General features: G+C 60.6%; 17 protein-coding genes, 1 tRNA gene and 1 pseudogene. 7 read left to right on the forward strand and 12 right to left on the reverse strand.

The window, feature by feature from the left end:
- Positions 1–11: 11 nt before the first annotated feature.
- From AC0V6X_RS07320 to AC0V6X_RS07330, 3 genes and pseudogenes are all read right to left on the reverse strand, one after another.
- A pseudogene (locus tag AC0V6X_RS07320) lies at positions 12–122 on the reverse strand (P-type DNA transfer ATPase VirB11); the annotation flags it as partial.
- A 33-nt stretch (positions 123–155) separates the two neighbouring features.
- Positions 156–2,099, reverse strand: a complete 1,944-nt coding sequence (locus AC0V6X_RS07325) for a S41 family peptidase (RefSeq protein ID WP_486183919.1) — start codon at positions 2,097–2,099, stop codon at positions 156–158.
- A 93-nt stretch (positions 2,100–2,192) separates the two neighbouring features.
- The gene (locus AC0V6X_RS07330) at positions 2,193–3,293 is read right to left on the reverse strand and encodes a helix-turn-helix domain-containing protein (protein WP_486183920.1); all 1,101 of its coding nucleotides are present in this window, start codon (positions 3,291–3,293) and stop codon (positions 2,193–2,195) included.
- Positions 3,294–3,569: 276 nt separating this feature from the next.
- Here AC0V6X_RS07330 and AC0V6X_RS07335 point away from each other — a divergent pair, with 276 nt between their 5' ends.
- From AC0V6X_RS07335 to xylA, 6 genes are all read left to right on the forward strand, one after another.
- Entirely contained in the window at positions 3,570–5,351 is a 1,782-nt protein-coding gene (locus AC0V6X_RS07335; RefSeq protein ID WP_486183921.1) for a bifunctional helix-turn-helix transcriptional regulator/alpha/beta hydrolase, read from the forward strand.
- Between the two features lie 136 nt (positions 5,352–5,487).
- Positions 5,488–10,338, forward strand: a complete 4,851-nt coding sequence (locus tag AC0V6X_RS07340) for a beta strand repeat-containing protein (protein WP_486183922.1) — start codon at positions 5,488–5,490, stop codon at positions 10,336–10,338.
- A gap of 220 nt (positions 10,339–10,558) precedes the next feature.
- Positions 10,559–11,626 (forward strand): LacI family DNA-binding transcriptional regulator, encoded by a 1,068-nt coding sequence (locus AC0V6X_RS07345; protein WP_486183923.1) that lies wholly within the window; start codon positions 10,559–10,561, stop codon positions 11,624–11,626.
- 180 nt (positions 11,627–11,806) lie between these two features.
- On the forward strand, positions 11,807–12,652 hold the full coding sequence (locus AC0V6X_RS07350; RefSeq protein WP_486183924.1) for an aldose 1-epimerase: 846 nt from the start codon (positions 11,807–11,809) through the stop codon (positions 12,650–12,652).
- Complete coding sequence (gene xylB, locus AC0V6X_RS07355) at positions 12,652–14,079, forward strand: xylulokinase (protein WP_486183925.1); 1,428 nt, start codon at positions 12,652–12,654, stop codon at positions 14,077–14,079. Before AC0V6X_RS07350 ends, xylB begins: the two co-directional genes overlap by 1 nt.
- Positions 14,080–15,393, forward strand: a complete 1,314-nt coding sequence (xylA, locus tag AC0V6X_RS07360) for a xylose isomerase (protein WP_486183926.1) — start codon at positions 14,080–14,082, stop codon at positions 15,391–15,393. It abuts the gene before it with no gap.
- Positions 15,394–15,421: 28 nt separating this feature from the next.
- On the opposite strand, the gene AC0V6X_RS07365 is transcribed toward xylA, so the two are convergent.
- From AC0V6X_RS07365 to AC0V6X_RS07395, 7 genes are all read right to left on the reverse strand, one after another.
- Positions 15,422–15,498: transfer RNA gene (locus AC0V6X_RS07365), tRNA-Met, on the reverse strand.
- 134 nt (positions 15,499–15,632) lie between these two features.
- On the reverse strand, positions 15,633–16,301 hold the full coding sequence (locus AC0V6X_RS07370; protein ID WP_486183927.1) for a cyclic nucleotide-binding domain-containing protein: 669 nt from the start codon (positions 16,299–16,301) through the stop codon (positions 15,633–15,635).
- A gap of 41 nt (positions 16,302–16,342) precedes the next feature.
- Positions 16,343–16,861: a 2'-5' RNA ligase family protein gene (locus AC0V6X_RS07375; RefSeq protein ID WP_486183928.1), complete on the reverse strand. Its 519-nt coding sequence runs from the start codon at positions 16,859–16,861 to the stop codon at positions 16,343–16,345.
- A gap of 11 nt (positions 16,862–16,872) precedes the next feature.
- Complete coding sequence (gene mltG / locus AC0V6X_RS07380) at positions 16,873–17,847, reverse strand: endolytic transglycosylase MltG (RefSeq protein WP_486183929.1); 975 nt, start codon at positions 17,845–17,847, stop codon at positions 16,873–16,875.
- Between the two features lie 4 nt (positions 17,848–17,851).
- A complete protein-coding gene (gene fabF / locus AC0V6X_RS07385) occupies positions 17,852–19,114 on the reverse strand; it encodes a beta-ketoacyl-ACP synthase II (RefSeq protein WP_486183930.1) in 1,263 nt (420 codons plus the stop codon).
- A 146-nt stretch (positions 19,115–19,260) separates the two neighbouring features.
- The gene (locus tag AC0V6X_RS07390) at positions 19,261–19,497 is read right to left on the reverse strand and encodes an acyl carrier protein (RefSeq protein ID WP_486183931.1); all 237 of its coding nucleotides are present in this window, start codon (positions 19,495–19,497) and stop codon (positions 19,261–19,263) included.
- A 100-nt stretch (positions 19,498–19,597) separates the two neighbouring features.
- Positions 19,598–20,365, reverse strand: coding sequence for a hypothetical protein (locus AC0V6X_RS07395; protein WP_486183932.1), 768 nt, complete (start codon positions 20,363–20,365; stop codon positions 19,598–19,600).
- A 79-nt stretch (positions 20,366–20,444) separates the two neighbouring features.
- Here AC0V6X_RS07395 and AC0V6X_RS07400 point away from each other — a divergent pair, with 79 nt between their 5' ends.
- Positions 20,445–21,461 carry a histone deacetylase family protein gene (locus tag AC0V6X_RS07400; protein ID WP_486183933.1) on the forward strand — a complete coding sequence of 339 codons (1,017 nt, stop codon included), beginning with the start codon at positions 20,445–20,447 and terminating at the stop codon, positions 21,459–21,461.
- Here the strand turns inward: AC0V6X_RS07400 and AC0V6X_RS07405 are convergent.
- On the reverse strand, positions 21,458–22,444 hold the full coding sequence (locus tag AC0V6X_RS07405) for a tetratricopeptide repeat protein (RefSeq protein ID WP_486183934.1): 987 nt from the start codon (positions 22,442–22,444) through the stop codon (positions 21,458–21,460). The two genes, AC0V6X_RS07400 and AC0V6X_RS07405, sit on opposite strands and share 4 nt — an antisense overlap.
- Positions 22,445–22,528: 84 nt before the next feature.
- Positions 22,529–24,319, reverse strand: a complete 1,791-nt coding sequence (aspS, locus tag AC0V6X_RS07410; RefSeq protein ID WP_486183935.1) for an aspartate--tRNA ligase — start codon at positions 24,317–24,319, stop codon at positions 22,529–22,531.
- Between the last annotated feature and the right edge of the window lie 14 nt (positions 24,320–24,333).

Here is a 24,333-nt window from a genome sequence, read left to right on the forward strand (position 1 = left end):
AGCGGGCACGCGGTATCCTCAATCAGCACCAGCCTTTGACCCAGCGGAACCTCAACAATAAGCGAATTCAGAAAGGTCGTCTTGCCTGTCGAGGTCCCACCCCACACCAAGATGTTCTTCCGGGCCAACATCACCTACCGCAAAGTTTGCGCAACTCACGACCCCGTGCGGCTCAAGCGATATTCGTTGCGGTTCTGAAACTCGCCTTCCTCAAACCGGACATCCTTGCGGATAGCAAAGGCGTTCTCCGCGATCACATAGGTCAGACGTATGGCGGCTGGTCGATTGTCATCCCTGCCGCTGCCTTCGGTAACAATCACAAGGTGCCCGTCGGCGTCGCGATATCGCTGTGTAATCGCATAGCCGTTGATCTGCTGCCCATCGCGGGAGAGGCGGATACGGTCGGAGGCGTTCTTGTCCTCCTCGCCCGGATATAGAAAACCATAGCGCACTGAGCGACCCGACGGCTCGCGTACCACCATGCGAACTGGGATCGTGCTGCGCTGGTCGCTGCCGTAGTTGAGATATTCCAGCTCTCCAGCCCAGTCATCACCTTCAAGAATGGCGAAGTCCGAAATGCTCGCCTGCGGCGCTTCCTCGGCGGTCTGGTTAGACGCCATCTGACGCTCGGGCAGCGCCATTGCCGCGGCTAAGGCCGGGTCAGTACCCTGCCGCAGGTCATCGACCGTCAATGGTGCGGAAATATCAGGTGTTAGGCCCAGACCTGCCTCAAAAGCGGCGACATTGTTGCGATAACGGAACAGCGGGATGCGGGTGCGGATACCGCTTTCCGGAAGCGTCAAAGTGAACAGCACTCCCGCATTTGGTCCCTCTGCGCTGCCGCCGGTTTTCTCTCCAATCAAAGTGGTACGGGATTGCTGAGCAAGGATGGCGAGTAGATTGGTGCTGCCAGAGGAATTGTTCCTGCTGGTCAACACCACCAGCTCGCCGTCAAACGCATAGTCAGCCGGAGCGATGACTTTGGTGTCATCCATGATCCCATCGCGCAAAGTGTAGGTGCCGTCGGGATTGGCGATAAAGCCGCGAGGGTCGGGGTTGAGTGCCCGCGCATCCCACGTCGTCAGGTGCTCTCGGATCCCTGACAGGTCGAGCGTCGCGACTTTTGCCGAGAGCTGCAGCGGCATCGCCTCTTCAATCAAGTAGGATGCCAAGCCTTGTGCAGCATCGGTGGACCCTCCCCCATTATTGCGCAGATCAAGGATCAGCCGCGTGCGGCCTTCTGTTGCGATGCTCTCAAAGATCGGAGCGAAAATCGTTTCCGGATCAACCGGCTGGCGATAATTTACGAAAGTATCGACCTTGAGATAGGCGGTGTTGTCTCCGACCCGCTCAAAAGAGACCGCGTCGGAAAAATTGGCCTGCCCCTCATCGCCAAGCGCGCTCCAACCTTCAAAGCTGATCCGGTCGGTGGTGATTGTGCGCTCGCTGCCATCGGCTGCGCGAAGCGTGAGCTGAACCTGCGGCGGGGCGCCCCAAAGCAACATACCGAAATGGTCAACTCCGCCACCCATGAATTCTAGCGATTGAGCAATTCCGCCGGCCTTTGCCCAATCGGTTTGCCCGTCCACGGGGATGTAAGCGCTGACCGTATCGACAATTTCTGAAAGAGGCCGCCCGTCAATCGCGATGATCTCCTCTCCGAACACGACCTGACTGTTTTCGGCAGGGTCGGTAATGATCCCCCGCCCCTCAACCAAGTCCCAGCGAAACGGCAGATAGAGCGGCTTTCCGGCGCGCGCCTCGCGCAATGAAGCAGGCAGTTCAGCCTTAGTATGATCGCAGCGAATATTGGTCAGGGCCAATTGAATAGCGAGATAGAAATCACCCACACGCATGCCGTTATCGGCCTCTGCCTGCCTCGCAATGCGTGCCCATGCTTCGCGCATTTCCTCGGCGCTTGCATAGCGAGAGTAACCGGGATGGATGCGGGAATAAGCCTCTTCTGCCAGCGAAAGATCGCTCAGGACTTGGGCCGTGGTCAGCCATTCATCGCGCGGGGCCTCTTCCTGCGCTGCACTAGGCGAGGCGATTGCAAGGCTGCTGGCAAAGACGAGCTTTGAAAGCAATTTGAAAGGCATTGGAAATCTCCTTCGAAATCGCCTTGTCTGATTGGCCAAGCGTTTGCGTTGCAAATGACGAAAATCGCTCGAGAATATATGATCTGCGACGCCTCAGTCTGCGATCTGGTCAGTGCGAAAGTCGCTGGGACTAAGGCCGGTCTGCTGCTTGAAGGCGCGATTGAAACTTGCCTTGGAGCCGAAACCCGCAGCCAAGGCGATCTCGATCATCGACTTGTCATCCAGGACAATCAGCTGCTTGGCATATTCAACACGAAGGCCATTAATGAAGGTGCTGAAATTCTCACCCAGCCCCTGATTGATCGTGCGGGAGAGATAGACCTGATTGGTACCAAACCGGCGCGCCAGACTCTGCAAGCTTAAACCAAACTCAAGGTGCCATTTGTTCTCCAGCACATGGGCCTTGAGCCGAGCGCCTTCGAGAACCCAGTCTTTACCTGTTGGGGCGTCGCGTTCTTCATCCTCAGCTGCTGCCTCGCGCATCTTGGGAAAGGGTTGATCGATACCAGCCAGCGCCTCAAGCGTGATGATGAAAACCGCGAACAGGGCAATAAAGTCCCACAGGAAGGTGTCGGAATAGCTAAAGTCCAGCAGGTACGCCGCGCTCACCTCTATCGTCCAGAACAGGCCGGCTGCCGCAGCGAGAGCAACCAGATGCGTCAACCAGTCCGGGCTGAAGCGATCATCATCGGACCGATTGTGCTTCAGCCATCCAAGATAACGCGTTCGCAAGCGCCAGACATAGGTCAAGCAGCCCGCCAACAGGGCCCATGTCAGCGTCATGGCAACCGGATAAATATAAGGCTCATGCACCGCATCGTTGAACGCCCATTTCGCCCGGTAATCGCCCAACCACGTGAAGGCCCAAAGCTGATAGGCAAGGTAGAATATGCCCGGTGCGAACAGCCACAAGGGCTGGCTATCCCGCATATCCGTCATCAGCGCGCGGGCATGCAGGACAAGTGCCGGGCCAAACAGCAAAGCGGTTTGCACAGGCAAGAACGTAAGCCCGGGCCACAGATCATATGCACCCGCAAAGCCGATCAGCATCGGAACAGCAGAGATATTGGCCGCAACAACGAACAGCGCCAGCCACGCAACAGCGCTTCGCTCCACCCCTCTGCGAAAGAGGTAAAGAAGTGCGATCAGCGAGCACAACATGGTCAGCCCTATGAGCGCTGACCGCCAATTCATTACCAGTCCTTCAAGCACAAATCTTACACCCTTTTGATCGACGTTCGAGCCTTTGGAGGATCGTTAGTCCGTGATCAGAAATGCGGCGTCTCAATTTCGATAAAAGCGCAAGCATAACCTAGAATTGTGCGTTCTGCATCGCACTGCCCCCCCCTTCTTTACGAAATCTGTTTCGCAACGCTGACGTCGCTCCCCCACAAGATCGGCGCTGCGCAATTTTTCGCATAATTTCAACAAGTCGCTTGCTATCGGCGCGTCCACGGATAGTCTGATCGCATGGGGCAAGGTGATGCGAGCAATGAGGCGCTGGTTGCGACCTTGGATATTGAGCTTGTCTCCGCGCTCTATCAGGCCGCGAGCGAGGCTGACACGTTCGACAGTCTGATCCAGACTTTGCAACAGCGCTATGCCCCCCAGGCCCCTGCGTCTGACACAAATCTTGGCGAGGCCGTATCGCGTCAGCTTGGAGCGATTGAGACGCTGATGGAAAGCCAACAGGTGTCGGTGTCGCGCGACCCGCTGGAACGCGCGGTTGAGGAAGTGCCCACGGCGGCCATCGTCTTCGATCCATCCTGCCATGTCATCGTCGCCAATGAGCTGGGCGAGGCACTATTCGCATCCAAGCCGGGACAGACCTTCCCCATCGCCTGCATCGACCCCAGCTATCGCGGCCAGTTTGAAAGCTTCCTGACGAGCGCGAGGCTGCGCGGGAACCAGCGGCGGATCATTGTCCGCCTCGATCCCGAAAAACTCTCCGGCGCCAATGAGCAACCGATCAAGCACGAATTGGCGGAGGGTCTGATCATCGACAGCCCGCACCGCGATCATGGCTGTATTGCCTTGCGGGCGCTGGAGATCCCATGGCCAGAGGCGCTCGCGCAGCAATTGCAGGAGACCTTTGGCCTTACGGAAGCGGAGTGCGGCATTGCGCGCGAATTCTATGAGCTGCGCGATACCAAAGCCGTGGCTGAGCATCGCGGGACAACGCTGCCCACGGTCCGCACGCAGCTCAAATCGATCTACGCAAAGTCCAACACCGGCAATCAGGCGCAGCTTTTGCAGCTCCTGTCACTGCTGGCAGCCCGCGCCTCGCTCGACAGCCGCAGCCGCAAGGCGCCGTGGTCCAACCCGCTGGGTCGCGAAGCGAGCTTTATGCGCAGCGATGGGCGCTCGATTGCCTATGCATGGCAAGGCGCGCCCGATGGCAAACCGGTGTTGGTCGTGCACGGACACACACTCGCCCACCTCTTCCCCCCCGAAGCAGACAGGATGTTCCGCGCGGCGGGGCTGAAGTTGCACATCCTTTCACGCCCCGGCTTTGGCCATAGCGAATACGATCCGGATACGAACGCGACCGATGACAGCGCCAGCGCAATCCGCGAGTTTTGCGCGATGCAGGGCATGCAGAATGTTCCAGCCATAGCGATCAGCAGCGGCCTCATCCCGCTTAGCAAAGCGATGGAGGAGGAGCCGGGCTTGGTCAGCGCGCTCATCAACACCGGCTATATCTGGCTGCCCGACATCGCGCTGCCCGACGATATGCGCCCGCATCACCGGATCGCTTTCAAGCTGGCTGCACATGCTCCGCGCCTGCTGCGCACCTTCACGCGGATCGCCTATCGCAATATGATCCGCGTGGGCGCCGACTGGTATATCGACCGTATTTTGGGCGAGGATTCCATCGACGCCCCCTACTTCCGCAGCGGCAACAATGCCGGGCTGATCCGAGCAGCGGCGCGGCACCTATTGGCTCAAGGATCGGACGTCTATTCGCGCGAGTTCACACAGTCGCGCGATCCCGTACTCGACCTGCTCGAAACGAGTGAGTTGCCGATGCTATTTGCGGTGCCGGAGGAGGACCAGGTCCATCCGATCGACGCCTACCGCGCAGCCTTGACCAATGGCACCAACCGCAGCTTCGAAGTCTTGCCTGGCACAGGCGAGCTCTATTTCTACCGCGCGGCTGAGCGTTTGGCGCAGCTCACCATCGGGCACATTGCCGAGCATGTTCCGGGCTATGAAGATTGCCTGGGCACGGTCACCGCCATCCCCGAATAGACTCCAGAAAAGCCGCAAAAAAGCGCTCTCATACCCCATCGGGTGTATGACAGCCCGGCGGCCCTGCGCCAGCACATCCCCACAAACCAGCAAATGGTCGCACACGACATTCAACGTTTGGTTCAGGGGAACACTCATGAAGAAATCCGTACTTTTCGCAGGCACCGCCGCGCTCGCCATCATCGGCTCGACGGCGCTCACGCCAGAGCAAGCCTATGCTGAGGACTGTTTGCTCGATCGCAATGATAATGGAGTCGCGGATGATGGAGTCGACGATGATGGCGCGGCGCAGTCTCCAGACGACGACACTATATTGGCCTGCGGGGTCGGCGCTGATGTCGCGGCGCCCGATGGTACAGCGCTAGGGGCCAACACAACTGTAATTGGTCAAGGCGACACCGCTGTTGGTCAAAGCGCCTTTGCGTTCAGCGCGACCACCCCTTTCGGTATCGCCGACGGAGCGCAAGGACGCCGCAATCAGGATGCCGCTGTCGCTGTTGGCGATTCCGCTATCGCGGCAGGCACCTCCTCCGTTGCCATAGGTGCAGCCAGCGAAGCGGGACTGGTAACGGAAGTGAATGGCCTCCTGAACGTTGATCCGCGCAATGGCGCAACGGCAGTTGGGTCTCGCTCGGTGGCTTCCGGCTCGTCCAGCGTTGCCTTGGGTTTTGGGGCCATGGCCTCTGAAAACCAAGCCACCGCTATTGGTGGTATTGCGGAAAGTAGCGGCGCAAGAGCTGTCAGCATTGGTAGCCGCGCAATTGCTTCTGCCCCTTTGGCCACCGCACTTGGCGCCGGATCAGAAGCCACTGGAGAAAACAGCGTTGCTTTGGGAGCAAGCGCTGAAGCAACAGACATTAGGTCCATCGCGATCGGGTCTCGGACAGCGATCGGCCTTCCGGGAGCGCAGGCATTGGGCGAAGACGCGATTGCTATTGGTACCGACTCCGTCGCAAGCGGAGCAGATGCAATCGGAGTCGGAAATGGCAGCTCCGCCTCTTCCGATTTCGCCGTTGCAGTCGGAACGGATAGCCTGGCCAATGCCACCGACGCAATTGCTTTCGGGCGGCAAAGCGAAGGCACTGGCCTACGCGTAGTTGCAGCAGGAGCCTTCGCTCGCGCTCTCAGCCTAGAGGCGACGGCGCTCGGATATTCAGCAGAAGCTATCAACGAACGCACAACCGCAATTGGATCGGATTCGCTGGCAAATGGAGTCAATTCGACAGCTGTTGGAGCCGGTGCGGAGGCAGTCTCCAGCGAAGCTGTTTCCGTTGGCGCTGGCTCGGTCACAACTGGTCGCGGTTCAATCGCAATCGGTGGGGATGGCGATGATAGCGACAGCGTAGGCGCGTTCGGCGGCGGTCAAGGCAGCGTCGCAATTGGCTTGGACAGTCAGACATTATCGTCCGGCTCGATCGCGCTCGGTAGCAGCGCTTTGGCCGACAGCGATTTCGCCTTTGCCGCCGGTTTTAACGCAAGGGCGACCAACATCAGTGCCACGGCGCTTGGCGCGGGTTCGCAAGCGCAAGGAATTCGCAGCATCGCACTAGGCTCGGGCTCCCAATCGCAAGCCATCGAATCGACCGCCCTAGGCAATGCAGCCACTGCAATTGGTGAGCAATCTGTGGCTATTGGTAATGCTGCTGTCGCTGAGGCAAACTTCTCTTTGGCATTTGGCGAGCGCGCGCGCGCCGAAGGCGAAGCGTCGATTGGGATGGGCGAAGCCGCAGATGCAACCGCGGACGGAGCCATAGCAATTGGCGGCGATGCGAGTGATGGCGACAATGAAGGCGCGCAGGCGTTGCGTTTCGGCGGCGTTGCAATCGGCGCCGATGCTGTGGCTAATCAGAATGATGGGATTGCCATCGGGCGCGAAGCTGAAGTCAATCAGGGCCTCGGCAGCGGCAATATCGCAATCGGTGTCCAGTCGGATGCAACGGGGCTAGGCGCAACCGCTATCGGTCTCGATGCCCTCGCCTCGGGCAACTCAGTTGTCGCCGTGGGGCGCAATTCCGTGGCCTCTGGAAACAGTGCGAGTGCCTTCGGAGACCAAGCAATTGCGAGCGCAGCGAACACGACGGCACTCGGAAGGAGCAGTGATGCCTCAGCTGATGGCTCTGTTGCCTTGGGTGTCAATTCGGTCGCCGACGCGGCCAACACAGTCTCTGTCGGCAACGCCACACTCCAACGCCGCATCACCAATGTCGCCAACGGAGTGGATGACAATGACGCTGTGACGGTCAGCCAGCTCAATGCCGTTGTGGCATCGGGCAATCCTCTCATCGCGATTGACGCCGATCAAGGTGGAGCCGCCGCCGCAACTTCCCGTCCGGGCGCAATCGCCATTGGCGGGGACAGCGACGACGCTGATACCGATGGCGCATTTGCCCGCGGGGAAGGCTCGGTCGCGATTGGCCGAGATGCGAGCGTTGGCATGAATGGGGAAAGCGCTGTGGCGTTGGGCGATGGTACAAATGCAAACGCCCGTGCGACCATCGCCATCGGCGAAACCGCAAGCTCAACCGGCATTTCCGACATCGCCATTGGCCGTAATGCCACCGCGGGGGGGGGCAATTCGCTGGCCGTCGGCAGTGGCGCGCAAGCAACAACCAACAATACGGTCGCGATCGGCCTGTCCAGCTTTGCCGCTGGTCTTCGGGCAGGAGCTTTCGGAACGGATTCGACCGCTGATGGCCAGGGGGCAACCGCGCTCGGTTCTACCAGCGAAGCGATTGGCGTGTTTGCGACCGCGATTGGCGCTTTTTCCGATGCGAAGGCTGATGATGCGCTGGCGGTGGGGCGTGGTTCGCAAGCCAATGCGGCCGGAGCCGTGGCGCTCGGAAGCGACGGCGGCGACCTCAATTTGGACGGCGCTCGGGCGACCCAAGTGGAGGCAACCGCGCTTGGCTCTGATGCGCTGGCCGGACACGCCAATGCCGTCGCGCTAGGCGCAGGCTCTATCACCAATGCGATTGATACGGTCTCAGTAGGCAACGCACAGCTTAAGCGCCGCATCACGAATGTGGCCGATGCGACCGACGACAATGATGCGGTCACTCTGGGCCAGCTGAACGCGGCAATCGGGACTGTCTCTGGCGGAGGGGGAGACCCGTTCTTCGTTGCAAATTCGTCTGGAGCAGTCCCTCTGGCAAGTGGCATCAACGCCGTTGCAATCGGCGGGGACAGTCAGGCAACGGCTGACGGGGCGGTTGCGCTGGGCTCGGCCTCCGTTGCTGACCAGGCCAACACCGTTTCAGTCGGTGCCGTTGGTAGCGAGCGCCGAATTGTCAACGTCGCCGCCGGTTCCGACGCGTCTGACGCGGCCACGGTCGGCCAATTGAACGATGCGATTGCAGGAGTGGTCGCGGGCGAAGTGACGCTTGATGGAGGCGGTGCGAGCTCCACGTCTGTAGGCACCAACGCGGTGGCCTCTGCGACCAATGCGAGTGCGTTTGGCGATGATGCGGCGGCGACGGAGACCAATGCGACGGCTTTGGGCAACAATGCGCAAGCCCTGGGCACGTCCTCGCTCGCGATTGGGCGGGATTCCGTGGCGGGCACCAATGGCTCGACCGCGATTGGCGCGGAGGCTTCGGCGACCGGCATCCGGTCACTGGCGATTGGCCGGGCTGCAGATGCTTCGGCGACCGATAGTCTGGCGCTGGGCGCAGGCTCGTCTGCCAGCGACGCCAACGCGCTTGCCATGGGCAATGGCAGTCAGGCCAGCGGCAGCGACTCAGTCTCGGTCGGCTCGGACTCGCAGGCAGGAGACAACTCGGTTGCGCTTGGCCGTCTGGCGATTGCCAGCGGATCGCAGGCCGCCGCGTTCGGCAGCCGCTCGCTCGCCTCGGCCCGCTTCTCCAGCGCCTTCGGCTATCAGGCGATTGCGAGCCATATCGGCGCGACCGCCATCGGCTATCAGGCGCAGACCCTGGGCCGCGACACGATCGTGATCGGGACCAGCATCAACTCGGTCTATATCCCGGGCCTTGCAGCCGCAGCGGGAGAGACCAACGCGCTGGGCGTCAACGATCAGGGCCAGTTGGTGGCGCTGCCGGACAACTCGTCCTCGAATGCATCCTCCAGCGCAGGGACTGGCACGGTGAGCACGGCCAATACCGTGAACACCATGGCGGCGGCTCCTGTCCCGGCAACTGCAACCGCAATGGCAACAACATCGGTACCGGCAGCAGCGGCTGCTCCGACCACCGCTAACACACCTGCAGTGACCTCCACAGGCTCGCCTACCTTCACGCATACCAGCGTCGATGGTGGCCCGGTCCCGGCGGGCACGGAAGCTATTGCCTATGCGCAAGGAAGCCTGACCCAACCAGCTCTGAGCGATGCCCGACCCGAGATCGCAGTCGACAGCGCTCAGCCAGTGGCGATTGAGGGTGTGGCTCCTGCTGTGGCAGAGGCTCGCCCGGAGATCGTCGCGGTGGAAGGCGATCAGCCGATCACGGTCGAAGACCCGCTGGGTGCCCGCCTTGCCTCGGCAACGCCAGCCACGGGCCGCAACGCCAGCACCTCGGCCAGCACGCCTGCCAGCATCGCAGCGCAAAACGGCGCTCTCTCGACCATCGACACGGGCACCTTCCTTGAGAACGGCTCTGTCGCGATGATCGAAGAGACGCAGTTCACCGCCCTGCAAACCGACGTAGCGATGCTTGAGACGCGCACCGGCGCGCTTGAGCAACGGGTTGAGGCCATCGAAGTCAACGCCGACAACCTGCAATCAAGCCTGATGGCGCTCGAAGAGCAATCAAACGGCGGGATCGCGGCGGCGATGGCGATGGGCGGCAGCGTGATTGTGCCCGACAGCAACATCTCGGTGAACTTCAACCTGTCGACCTATAACGGCCAGCAGGGCTTCGCCGGATCGCTGATCGGCAGGGTCTCCGAACGCGTCTACATCTCCGCAGGCGTCGCAGGCTCCACCGCCGACAACACGACCGGAGGACGCGTCGGGATTGCGTTCGGATTCTAAGGCAAGAACAGGGCTGCTCGCGACATCGCCGAGCAGCCCTGTTCATGCATCAGCGTCAGGATGCCCAACGGGCTTTCTGGGCCGCCCATCTGAGCGCAGTGTTCACATATTCAACCCTCTTACTCTCGGCTCGATGACGACTACCGCCATGTTAGCGGTATCAGACAAGCCATAGCCCACATTGCATTGGCATTTTTCCACCGCTAGGGTCGCTGGCGATATGGTACAGGCAACTCGGACAAGTCGGCGCACGACCAAAGCTGTCAAGCTGGCTGATGTGGCGCGGCGCGCCGGTGTCTCTGCCATGACAGTGTCGCGAGTGATCAACCGGGAAAGTGGCGTACGCCAGGATACGCGCGACAGGGTGATGGAGGCTGTCAGTGCGCTCAACTATCGGCCGAACAAATCCGCGAGCAAGCTGGCCAAGGGCGCAGATGCCCATATCGGCCTGATCTACGCTAACCCGTCGGACAGCTACCTTGGCCGATTTCTGCACGGCGCGCTTGAGGCGGCTCAGCAGTCCGACAGCCATCTGACGGTCGACATTTGCGACAATGACAGCCCGGCTTCCTATGTCGCCTCCGCCATGCGGCTCGCGCGCGCCAATGTTGCAGGCGCGCTTTTGCCGCCGCCAATCTCTGGCTCGGATGAAGCGCTGTCCGTTTTCGCTGAGTTGGGCATTCCGGTGGCAACGGTTGCGAGGGGCTCTGACGCTCCCGATGCCTTGGATATCAGCATCGATGATGAGGGTGCCGCTGCCCAAATGACGCGACATTTGATCGAGCTTGGGCATCAGCGCATCGGCTTTATAACGGGCCAGGCTGACCAGGCGTCGAGCGGGTTGCGCGAAAGCGGCTTTCGCAACGAAATGCAGGCCGCAGGGCTCGACATTCCTAGCGAGTTGGTAGCCCCTGGACACTTCACCTATCGCTCAGGCGTCACGGCTGCTGAGCAATTGCTCGACCTGCCAAATCCCCCAACCGCGATATTTGCAAGCAATGACGACATGGCCGCCGCCACAATTGGCGTTGCCCATCGGCGGGGGTTGAAAGTGCCAGAAGACTTGAGCGTCGTGGGCTTTGACAACAGCGCCTCCGCCCTATCTGTTTGGCCGGAACTGACGACCGTGGATCAACCTGTTAGCGCCATGGCATCTGCCGCTTTTGAGCTAGTGCTAGCGGCGATCAATGGCGATCAGGCCAGTGAAAAACCGGATCGCCCTACCCCCGCAATTGCGTGCCAATTGATCGTGCGCGGCTCGTGTGCAGGGCCCAAGTCCACAGCATAGCTAGACTTCGCTAAAGTTAGCGCTAACATGGTGACGGTCGCTGTGGAAGGGAGTCGGATGACGCACGAAAATTCAGGAGATGTCCGCTTCATGCAGTTGGGTTGCGCGGTCGGTGCCTTTGTCGCCGGACGATGGACTGAAAGGTCTTGGCGCGGGCTTGAGGATATGGCGGGCTAGACCATGCTGCAACTCCGACACGATCATGTGGAGCTTGGCATCGACCCTTGGATGGGCGGAGGGGTCCTGTTCTTCAAATGGCGCGGGATCGACATTTTCAGACCCTTTGTGCAGGGCGGAAACACGCTCAGCCTGGGAAACTTTCCGCTCGTTCCCTTTTGCAACAGGATCGCTCAGGGCAGCATTTCCTACCGCGGAAAACTGTGGTCGCTGCCACCTGCGCCATTAGGCATAGACCCGCTCCATGCGATCCACGGGATCGGCTGGCAGAGCCCCTGGTCGACGCTTGAGAAGAGCGAGAATACGATCAAACTTGGGCTGAGGCATGACGGCGCTTTGTGGCCGTGGGCATTCTCGGCCGAGCAACAGTTCCAACTCTTGCCTAGCGGTCTGAGCATTACAATGACCGCGACCAATCACGCCAGCACCCCCATGCCAACGGGCCTTGGTCTGCATCCCTATTTCCCCCGCGCCGGTGCGACGCTGGAGTTGGACGTGCGGGCGCAGTGGGAGACGGGCGAGGATCGCCTCCCCACCGCCCGCCGCGAATTGTCGCACGCGCCCGATTGGTTCGACGATCAGGGTGTCGACCATTGCTTTGAAGGCAATGGAACGGACATCGTCATCAGCTGGCTCAGTCATCGCCTGATGATCCGGCAATCGAAAAACCTGCCCTACACTCACGTCTACACCCCGCCGGGCGGGGACTTCTTTTGTGTCGAGCCAGTCAGCCACATCCCAAATGCGCTCCACAGCCCCCTCGACAAAGGCCTGACCGGACTGGTGATGCTGGAACCGGGGGAGACGATGGAAGTCGAATGCCGGTTTGAAGTGGAGGCGGTGGCCTGATGTGGCTCGGAATTGATCTGGGGACTTCTGCGGTCAAATCGATCCTGGTGGATGATGCTGGCACACTTTGCGCTGAGAGCTCTGCTGCGCTCAGCGTTCAGCGCCCTCGCCCACTTTGGTCAGAGCAGAACCCGGAGGCGTGGTGGGATGCGGTCAAAGCTTCCGTCCTTGGCCTGCCCGCCAACTTACGCTCCCGACTGCGCGGGATAGGTCTTTCCGGGCAAATGCACGGCGCGGTGCTGCTGGATCAGCACGATGCGGTGCTGCGGCCCGCGATCCTTTGGAATGATGGCCGCAGCACGCCGCAATGCGCCAAGCTGGACCGCCTGGCGAGGGCGCATACCGGCAATCTCGCTATGGCAGGCTTCACCGCTCCGAAACTGGCTTGGGTCCGCGAAGAGGAGCCCGACATCTTCGCCCGGACCCGCACTGTCCTGTTGCCCAAGGATTATCTGCGGCTGCTGCTCACAGGCGAGAAGGTGAGCGATATGTCCGATGCGTCGGGGACGCTGTGGCTCGACGTGGCGCAGCGCAGATGGTCGGATGCGATGCTTGATGCGACAGGCCTTGGTAAAGACCACATGCCGCGCCTGATTGAAGGGACCGAGATTTCCGGCCAATTGCGCCCTGACATCGCGAGCGAGTTGGGACTGCCCGTCGTACCCGTGGCAGGCGGCGCCGGGGATCAAGCCGCAGGCGCTGTCGGAGCGGGCGTTGTCGATGCGGGACAGGCGTTTCTAAGCCTCGGCACATCCGGCGTGACATTTGCCGCCGGTGATGGCTTCTCCCCCGCGCCTGAAAACGGACTGCACGCCTTTTGCCACGCACTGCCGGGCCGCTGGCATACGATGGCGGTGATGCTGTCAGCGGCTTCCTGCCTTGATTGGGCCGCGCGCCTCACAGGTTTTGCCGATGTCGCCACCGCGCTTGAGGCAGCGCAGCAAAGCACAGTGGACGCGGATCAATTGCCGATATTCCTGCCCTATCTCACCGGCGAGCGAACGCCGCATAATGACCCGGCTGCCAAGGGCGTTTTCTTCGGCCTGACGAGCGATGTAAGGCCCGCCGAGCTGATCCGATCTACCCTCGAAGGCGTTGCCTTTGGCCTCAGAGACGGATTGGACGCGATGCCGCAAAAACTGTCTGAGCTTTCGGTCATCGGGGGCGGCTCTCGCTCCGCCTTTTGGGCTCAAATCCTCGCCGACGCTTTAGAGGTGCCGCTGGTCACCCGTGATGGCGCTCATGTGGGGCCAGCCAACGGGGCCGCCCGGCTCGCTCAATTGGCCGTTACCGACCTGACTATCGCGGAGGTGTGTCAGCAGCCGCCAAAGCTCGCCCGCACCCTTCCCCAAGCGCCCCGCACCCATCGCCTGAAGAAATTCCGCGCGCTTTACGCCGCCTTGAAATCCAGTTTTGGAGACATGTGAATGAGCTACTTCGCCGACATCGCGCCGATCGCCTTTGAAGGGCCGGACAGCAGCAATCCGCTCGCCTACCACTATTATGACGCCGACCGACAAGTGCTGGGCAAGTGCATGCGCGATCATCTGCGCTGGGCGGTTTGCTATTGGCACAGCTTTGCCTGGGCGGGTCACGACATTTTCGGTGCGGGCACGTTTGATCGGCCATGGCAGCCCGGCCAGCCAGTCACGCCAGAACTTGCGCAAATCAAACTGGATGCCGCCTTTGACTTCTTCGCAAAGCTGGGCGCGCCGTTCTATTGCTTCCACGATGTCGATGCGATGGCCGATCATGATGATCTTGCGAGCTACACCCGCGAGCTCGGCATCATCGTCGACAAGATGGAAGGCAAGATTGCTGAGACCGGCGTGAACCTGCTGTGGGGCACAGCCAACCTGTTCAGCCATCCGCGCTATGCCGCCGGGGCAGCGACCAATCCCGACCCGGAAGTCTTCGCTTGGGCCGCGCATCAGGTGCGCTCCATGATGGAGGCATCGCATCGGCTTGGCGGCGCAAACTATGTGCTGTGGGGCGGTCGCGAGGGCTACGACACGCTGCTCAACACCAATATCGGGCAAGAGCTCGATCAGTTGGGCCGCTTTCTGTCGATGGTGGTCGAACACAAGCATAAAATTGGCTTCAAAGGCGCAATCCTGATCGAACCCAAACCGCACGAGCCGACCAAGCATCAATATGATCGCGACACCGCCACCGTTTACGGCTTCCTCAAGCGCTATGGGCTGGAGGACGAAGTTCAGGTCAATATCGAAGCCAACCATGCAACTTTGGCCGGCAACAGTTTCGAACATGAAGTCGCCACCGCCAATGCGCTGGGCATCATGGGATCAATCGACATCAATCGCGGCGATCCGCAAAATGGCTGGGATACCGATCAATTTCCCAACAACGTGCCCGACCTGACGCCGGTGATGTACCACTTGCTGCAAGGCGGCGGTTTTAAAACCGGCGGCTTCAATTTCGATGCTAAGATCCGCCGCCAATCGGTCGACGCTGAGGATCTGTTCCACGCCCATATTGGCGGCGTCGACGTCCTCGCCCGCGCGCTTCTGGCCGCTGCCAAGCTCATTGAAGATGGCGCGCTGGGAGGCTTTGTGGACGACCGATATGCCGGATGGCGCGGCGAATTTGGCCATAAAGTTCTGAACGGCGATATGACCTTGGGGCAAGTCTCCGATCACGCGGTTGCAAACAACCTACTGCCGACACCAAAGTCAGGCCGGCAGGAATATCTAGAGAACCTGATCAACCGGTCCTGCTAACGCGCAACAATCGCCAAGTCGGAAAATTTGGTAGCGGAGGAGGGACTCGAACCCCCGACACGCGGATTATGATTCCGCTGCTCTAACCACCTGAGCTACTCCGCCCCAATCAAGGCTCCTGCAAAGCTTTTGCCATGCCGGATTCGCGAGGCAATGATGCCTCAAGCGAGGGGCGCATTTAGGGTGCGTGTCCGCCTCGGTCAACCTGTAATTGGCCCCAAGCTCAGGGCGGGTTTCAGTCAGCCCGCATCGCCTTTGGACGCCTGGTTCATGCGCATCACTTTGGCCGCGAGAGAGCGGTTGAATGCGCTGTCCACTGCGCGGCCGATTTCAGGAACGCTGCGAGCAAGCCCTGCCAACGCGTCGCGGTCGATCTGCGCCATGCGGATGGCTGTCGTCACCTCCACCGTCGCGCTGGCTGTGTTGCCCGAAATGTGACTCATTTCGCCGACAAATTCGCCTGCGCCGGTTGTGCCCAGCACTTCGCCATCGCGCACGATCTTGGCCTTACCCGTGGCAATGTATATCAGCGGCGGGTCGAGTTGGTCCTGCGTGATCAGAGCCTCTCCCACGCCGACATCGCGCCATTGCATCAGGTCGCGCAGGCGGCTTTGTTTGGCGGGGTCTTCGATCTGCATGACGTGGTCGAACAGCTCGCGCTCTTCCTCGGTCATATTGCCGCGCCGTGCGCGCCGGTGCAGTTCGATGAGGCGCATCACGTTGACTACGGTGAAACCGCTGGCGATTAGGAAACCGATGCCATAGTCGCTCAGCATGATGAAATAGGCGAGCCACAAAAGCCCTGCGACAAGCGCTGCCAGCCGGATCGTTCGCACCTGTGTCGGGACCATCGCCACGACCAGCGCAAAGCCTGCAAGCGCACCCACATAGATCGCTATATCGCTCATGAAGTCCCCCCAATTGCACCGAGTCCGGACATGCTTCGTCCTTATAAGCACTCCCGCCCGCGAAAGGCCATGCGTTTTACGAGCTCCCACGGGCCGTCTTGATAGAGGTGCAGTTCTAGCGCGGGAAAGGTGAAGGCGCGCGGCTCTATCGTCGCAGCCAGCTGCGCCTGAAGCGCCCTCGCCTCACGTTTGGTCACTTTGTTCTGGATCGTGATGTGGGGGCGCGGTTCGTAGAGGTCCTGCGCGGTGAGGCTGCCGTGGAAATGCTCTGCGATCAGCTCTCGCAGGTTCAGCAAAGCGGGGCTTTCGAGCGCGATGGCAGTGCCTGTGCCGAGGTCCATGATGCCGCTCACATACGCCTCCACGGGCGCAAATTCCCGAGTCAGTTGCGGGAGGTAGTCTTTCAGCTCATCCAGCAAAGACGGCGCGAAGGAGTGGAACAGGGTCACATGGGCGTGCAGATGATTGCGCTCGGCAGGGTAATGCTCGCGCCGCAATGCTTCGGCCCAGCTCTGGATGCCTTCAGGAAGAGCTGCTGTGACAATGAAGGGTTTGCCCATGGAAGAGCGCCCTACTCCATCTCTCCGCGCTGCCGGCGCAGTTCAAACCAGCGTCCGACCGCTTCGTTATGGCCGTTCAAGTCCTCGTTAAACTCGTGCCCGCCCGTGCCATCGGCGACCATGAAGAGGTAATTGTGCGGTTCCGGGTTCAGCACCGCTGCGATGCTTTCGCGCCCCGGATTGGTGATCGGACCTTCGGGCAGGCCGACGCGGGTGTAGGTGTTGTAGCCGTTGACCGCAGCGATTTCCGACTGCCGGATGCGGCGGCCCAGGGGTTTGCCCTGGGTGATCGGATAGATGATCGTCGGGTCGGCTTGGAGCAGCATTCCGCTCTTCACGCGGTTGGAATAGAGGCCCGCAATCGTGCGGCGCTCTTCCGGCGTGCCGGTTTCCTTCTCGACGATGGAGGCAAGGATCAGCGCCTCTCGCATCGTGTCGACCGCGATTGTGTCCTGATTGCGCGCAGCCCAGGCTTCAGCGAGATAGAGGTCCATCGCGCCCTGCATCTGCTCGACCAGCGAGGCACGGGTCTGACCCCGCTCGAACGCATAGGTGTCGGGCAGGATGGAGCCTTCGGGTGGCACCTCGACCTCGCCCTCGAGCAGCGGCTCGGCCATCAGCCGCTCCCAGACGAGGATTGAGGGCATGCCTTCGGGGATCGTGACAAAGCGGCGGATCACATCGCCTTGCTGAAACGCGGTGAGGATTTGGCTCTGGCTCATGCCCGGCGTCAGCGAGAACTCGCCTGCTTGGATCGGGTCAGAGGAGCCAAATATCCGCGCAGACAGCAGGAAGCCGTCGGCAGAGGTGATGAGGCCCTGTTCCTCCAGATCACCCGCCACCGCGCTCAGCGAGGAGCCTGCGGGGATGATGAAGGCGGTCTCTTCCTCGACCGTGGCTTCACCAAGGAATGCGGAGCCAAAGAGCAGCGCGCCTGCGCCCAGAGCGACGACCAAAAGCCCGGCGATCAGGACGAGCTTTTTCATCGCCTTAGCCTTCAACCTTTTGCATCACGAGCGAGGCGTTGGTGCCGCCAAAGCCGAAGCTGTTGTTTAGCACCGCGCGCACTTCGCGCTTTTTCGCTTCGTGCGGGACGAGGTCGATACCCTCTGTCCCCTCATCCGGGTTGTGGAGGTTGAGCGTCGGCGGGACGATCTGGTCGCGCATGGCGAGGACGCAGAACACCGCTTCCACCGCGCCTGCTCCACCCAGCAAGTGGCCGATGGCGCTCTTGGTCGAGCTCATCGAAGCGCCCGACAGGTCGTCGCCCAGCACGCGCTTGACCGCGGCCAGCTCCAAAGTGTCGGCCATGGTTGAGGTGCCGTGAGCATTGACATAGTCGATATCGCCCGGCCCCAACCCTGCCTTCTTCAGCGCCATGCGCATCGCCAGCTCAGCGCCCTTGCCTTCCGGGTGCGGTGCAGTGACATGGTAAGCATCGCCGGAGAGGCCGTATCCGGTCACTTCGGCGTATATCTTTGCCCCGCGAGCCTTCGCGCGCTCATATTCTTCGAGCACGAGGACACCAGCGCCCTCACCCATCACAAAGCCTTCGCGGTCCTTGTCGTAGGGACGGCTCGCCTCGGTCGGGCGGTCGTTGAAACTGGTGTTGAGCGCGCGGGCTTGCGCAAAACCTGCAATGCCCAAGGGGTTGATGGTGCTCTCTGCACCGCCCGCAAGCATGACGTCAGCGTCGTCGGCGGCAATCATGCGGGCCGCGTCTCCGATGGAGTGCGCGCCAGTTGAGCAGGCCGTCACCACCGCGTGGTTCGGACCCATGAAGCCGTATTTGATCTGCACTTGGCCTGTGACCAAGTTGATCAGGCGGCCATGGACAAAGTGCGGAGAGACCCGGCCCGGACCGCGCTCATGCAGGTTGACCGATTCCTTCTCAATCCCCGGAAGTCCGCCAATCCCTGCGCCGATGGAGCAGCCCGTGCGCTCTTTCTCTTCCTGCGTCATGTCGGTCAGGCCCGCATCTTCGAGAGCCTGTCCCGCTGCATCAATGCCATAGACGATGAAGGGATCGACCTGACGCTGGATCTTCCCATCGACGCGCTTGTCCGGGTCAAAGCCGTATTCGTGGTCCTTGCCCTTCACCTCGCACGCAATGGTGCATTTCTGGCCTTCGGGGTCGAAGCGCGTAATCGGCCCCGCACCGCTTTTGCCAGCGATCAGGTTCTTCCAAGAGGTTTCAACATCGCCCCCCAGCGGGGTCACCAGGCCAAGCCCGGTTACAACAACGCGGCGCATTCGCTTCTCCAAACGGCTCTCAAATACGAGCCTAACTGCAAATCATGCATTTAGTCAGGTCAGAAACACTACAGGCCCGAAGGCCCTCTTTCGAAGGGCTCGGGCCTGTCGGTCAGAGGGCCATGAAAAGCCCCTGCTGCGGGCGATTAGCCCTTGGTTTCTTCGATGAACTTGGTGGCATCGCCCACGGTCGAGATTTTCTCAGCCGCATCATCGGGGATTTCCACGCCAAACTCTTCTTCGAAAGCCATGACCAATTCGACGATGTCGAGGCTGTCTGCGCCCAGATCGTCAATGAAGCTGGCTTCCTGAGTGACTTTGTCACCTTCGACGCCGAGATGCTCGACGACAATTTTCTGCACGCGGTCGGCAGTATCGCTCATGTGTGTCCCTCTTAAATATTGGGGTGTGAAACTCGAAAAGTGCCCTAAAGGTCGGTTCGATTAAGCGCAAGTCAAGATGCGCATCGATTTCGCACAAGCTCTAACGGAAAATCGGCGCCAGCTCCTTGGGCCTGATATCAGCGCGCGTTTCCAGGCTGCGCTTGATCATATATTTGTGCGCTGAGCCAAACATGATGAGCGCGGTAAGCCGCTGGCCACTGATCGTATCGAGCGCCCCGTGGATAAGGTCATTGTGGGCTCTGTTGATCTGCGTCCAACCGCCCGGACCAAGCTCCGCGTCGAAGTGCCGCTGATAGGGTTCACGCGATTTTTCAACGAGTTGATCGAACTCCTCAGTATGAATGAAGCGCGGATCATCGCGCCGCCCTGCCACGGCTTGGGAATAGGCTTGGATAGCGGCGCGGTGCTCTGCCCATTGATCGGCGCGGGCGGGATCGTTCTGAATTCGGGTGAGCGCAGCGCGGCGATTATCTGCAATCTCCTGCGTCCATCCGGCACAGCCAAACAGCGTGAAAGGAAGCTCGCGGCTGAGTGGAAAAACTACGTCAGTATATTCGGGGAAAACCTGCGTGCGCGGCTCATCCACCGTGCCGGTGGCCTCAAATGTCGAAATTGCACGGTCCAGCCGGTCGGGGGGAATCTCTGTCAAAATGACGTCGGGAGCGATCGTTCGGATAGCGGATTCGAGCACGGCGAGCGAGTACGTCTCACTGCGCAGATGGTTGGAGTGGATCACGCCCATGACATAGACGCTTGTCTTGTCACTCCCTTGGCAACCCGCAAACGGAAATGCGGCAAGACCGGTGGCAAGACTGCCCCCTAGAAACCTGCGCCGCGTGGTTGTCATATTGCGCTCTCCCGCTCACAAGAATGCGAGGATAGACTACACCGCCCCGCAGGCAACAACAGCGAGCCCCGCACGCCCTATGCTGACCTTTTTCGACCAGTCCCAATCCGCCCACGCCCCCATTCGCGAGCTGAACAATGGCGAGTGGGTCGACTTTGCCGAGAGCCCTGCGCGACTCACCTCGATCCTTGCCGAGCTGGGCGAGGCTCAGGAGGCGCAAGACCTCGGGCTGGAGCCAATCCTTGCAGTGCACGCGCAGGACTATATCGACTTTCTGAAGTCAGCCCATGACGACTGGCTCGCCCAAGGCCGCTCGGGCGATGCTATTGGATATGCCTTCCCCGTGCGAGGCCGCCGCCCACTTGCCCACGACCGGATCGACGCAAAGCTTGGTCAATATGGGTTTGACGCCGCCTCCCCCATCGCATCTGGCACTTGGAAAGCCGCCTATGCCAGCGCGCAGAGCGCCATGAGCGGGTTTGAGGCATTGGCGAGCGGAGAGGCGACCCAAGCTTTCGCCCTATGCCGCCCTCCCGGACACCATTGCGGTGCGGATTATTTCGGAGGCTATTGCTACCTCAACAACGCGGCCATCGCAGCGCGCGCGGCGGCGGCGCGGGGGTTTGGACCGGTCGCCGTGCTGGATGTGGATTACCACCACGGCAACGGGACGCAGGACATCTTCTACGAAGATAAAGACGTCCTTTTCACCTCAATCCACGCCGACCCACGCATGGATTACCCCTACTATTGGGGTCACGCGGACGAGGCTGGCGCTGGAGCAGGCGCGGGCAAAACCCTCAACTTACCGCTGCCGCGGGGGACCTCTTGGGCAGAGTATGAGCCGGCGCTTGCCAAAGCACTCGATACGATACGCGCGCATGGCACGAAGTTCCTGATTGTGAGCTACGGCGCGGATACTTTTGCCGAAGATCCAATCTCGCACTTCAAGCTGACCACGCCCGACATGCGCCGCGTGGGTGCGATGATTGGAGAGCTCGCCCTCCCAACCCTCACCGTGATGGAAGGTGGCTACAAGATCGAGGCGCTGGGCAAGAATGTCGCGGCGTTTCTGTCAGGAATGGAGGGCGACTAAAGCGCCTGTCTCGCCGCGATAAGCCGCTCTGCCGCTTGCGCACGCTGGACGCGTTGCAAGCCATCACTGGGATAATCGCGCCCCGGATCAACAGCGAGCGCGCGGCGGTAATAATCCTCCGCCCTGTCCAAGTCGCCACGCTGTTCGCGGCATAGACCGATGTTGTACAGGACCGAGACATGCTGCGGGTTGGTCTCTTCGAGCGCTGTAAAAGCAGCGCAAGCCCCCACCGGATCATCGTCAGTCTGGCGCACGGCGGCACGAAACGCATCGCGGTCCTCACGCCGTAAGTCGCGGCGGCGCTCCATGATGCGGACATCGCGGGAGACCGCTCTGGGTGCCAGATCACGGCGAATTTCGCTGGCAATCCCCACAATCAACTCATCTGCCATGTCGAGGCTGGAGGGAATGTCGCGCGCATCGACGCAATAGAGCTGCTTGGCCGTTTGCGATTGGGTGTAGCCATAAAGGCGGCGCCCATCGGCCTCATCGCTCAAATAGATGCGCGGGACGACCTGCACGCTCAGCTCGCGGCATTCGACGCTGGTGACTTTTTCTTCAGCGCATTCGTCATCGTCATTGCGGCGGATACATTCGGTATCGATACGGGGACCGACGGCGCGCTCGATCACTTCAGCGCGGACCGTCCCGCGCAACGCCGCATCGGCGACCAAAGGCTCGGTCAGGATCGAGCCGTCCTCCGCCACAATCTCCACCACTGCATTTTCAAGCGCACGGGGGCGGATTAGCTCAAACCAAGGCTCTCCGCGGAGAGAAGCCGAACCCAGCCGGTCCATCAGGGCAAGCTCTGTGTCCTGCCCCAAATCGCCTTCAAACGGTTCGACCACGATCAGCTCTACAGTGGCCCGGACAGTCGCTTCAGGCGGATTGATCCAGCGAATGGTGAGCGATTCCGCGGAGGCCTGAGCGGTCAAGAACAGACCAGCGCAGGCCGCCAGAGCAAGTTTAGCGGTCGAAATCAAAAGTGCCCCCGGTTCAGTGTGATGTGACACTGTTGCAGGGGCACTGTATCGCCGGTGAACGATCTGCCAAGCGCAGGGAAAGGCTTAGACCTCGCCCTCTTTTTTCGGCGGCTCCACCAACCGCAGCATCAATTCGCGAAGCTGCGCAGGTTCAGCCTTGGAAGGCGCGCCCATCATCAGGTCTTCGCCCTTCTGGTTCATCGGGAAGGCGATCACTTCGCGGATTGCTTCCTCGCCCGCCAGCAGCATCACGATGCGATCGATGCCCGGTGCCGAACCACCATGCGGCGGCGCGCCCAGCTTGAACGCTTCGATCATGCCGCCGAATTCCTTGTCGACGGTCGCATTGTCGTAACCAGCGATTTCGAAGGCCTTGTACATAATCTCCGGCTTGTGGTTCCGGATCGCGCCTGAGGACAGCTCATAGCCGTTGCAGACAATGTCATACTGCCACGCCTTGATCTCGAGCGGGTCCATTGTCTCCAAAGCCTCCATCTCGCCCTGCGGCATCGAGAAGGGATTGTGGCTGAAGTCGATCTTCTTCGCGTCCTCGTCATACTCGAACATCGGGAAGTCGACGATCCAGCAAAACTTGAAGCAATCCGGCTCGATGAGGTCGAGCTGCTCGGCAATCTGCGTGCGCGCGGCACCGGCAAGCTTGGCGGCGTCCTTTTCCTTGCCTGCTGCAAAGAAGAGGCCATCATCCGGACCAAGGCCGAGCTCGTTGTAGAGCTCTTCCATCCGGTCGGGGCCGTGGTTCTTGGCAATCGGACCGCCAAACTCGCCGCCCTTGCGGGTGACGTAGCCGAGGCCGGCAAAGCCCTCGCCGCGCGCCCAGTTGTTCATGTCGTCGAAGAACTTGCGGCTCTTCTCGTTCGTGTTCGGAGCCGGGATCACACGAACCACACCGCCGCCGCCAACGATCTTTTCGAACAGGCCAAAGCCCGATTTCTCAAAGTGGCTGGTAACGTCGGAGATGATCAGCGGGTTGCGCAGGTCCGGCTTGTCCGAACCGTATTTGAGCATCGCTTCGGCGTAAGGGATGCGCGGGAAGGTGCCTGCCGGGGTGACAGCTTTGCCATCCGCAAATTCCTCGAACACGCCAGCAAGCACCGGCTCCAGCGCCTGGAACACGTCTTCCTGCGTCACGAAGCTCATTTCGAGGTCGAGCTGGTAGAATTCCAGGCTCCGGTCAGCGCGCAAATCTTCGTCGCGGAAGCAGGGTGCGATTTGAAAATAACGGTCAAAGCCGGAGACCATCAGAAGCTGCTTGAACATCTGCGGCGCTTGGGGAAGCGCATAGAAGTTGTTGGGGTGCATGCGGCTGGGCACGAGGAAATCCCGCGCGCCCTCGGGAGACGAGGCGGTCAGGATCGGGGTCTGAAATTCAGTAAAGCCCTGATCGGTCATGCGTTTGCGGATGCTGGTGATTACCTTGGACCGCAGCATGATGTTGCGGTGCATGACGTCGCGCCGCAGATCGAGGAAGCGGTATTTGAGGCGGATGTTTTCCGGATATTCCTCTCCGCTTGCGACCGGCATGGGCAGCTCTTCCGCCGCGCTCTGCACCGTGATGGAGCGAGCGAAAATCTCAATCTCACCAGTGGGCAGGTCTTTATTCACCGTCTCCGGAGTGCGAGCCTTCACATCGCCATCAATCGTCACCACCGATTCGGCGCGCAGCTTTTCAAGCACGGGCAGAGCGGGCGAATCCTCGTCCGCCACGATCTGCGTGATGCCGTAATGGTCGCGCAGGTCGATGAACAGGACACCGCCATGGTCGCGTTTCCGATGGATCCAGCCGGACAGACGGACGGTTTCTCCGACATTTTTGCCCGAAAGCTGTGCGCAAGTGTGGGAACGATAGGCGTGCATCTAACTTCTTGTCC

This window comes from Erythrobacter sp. S267, from assembly GCF_057365045.1.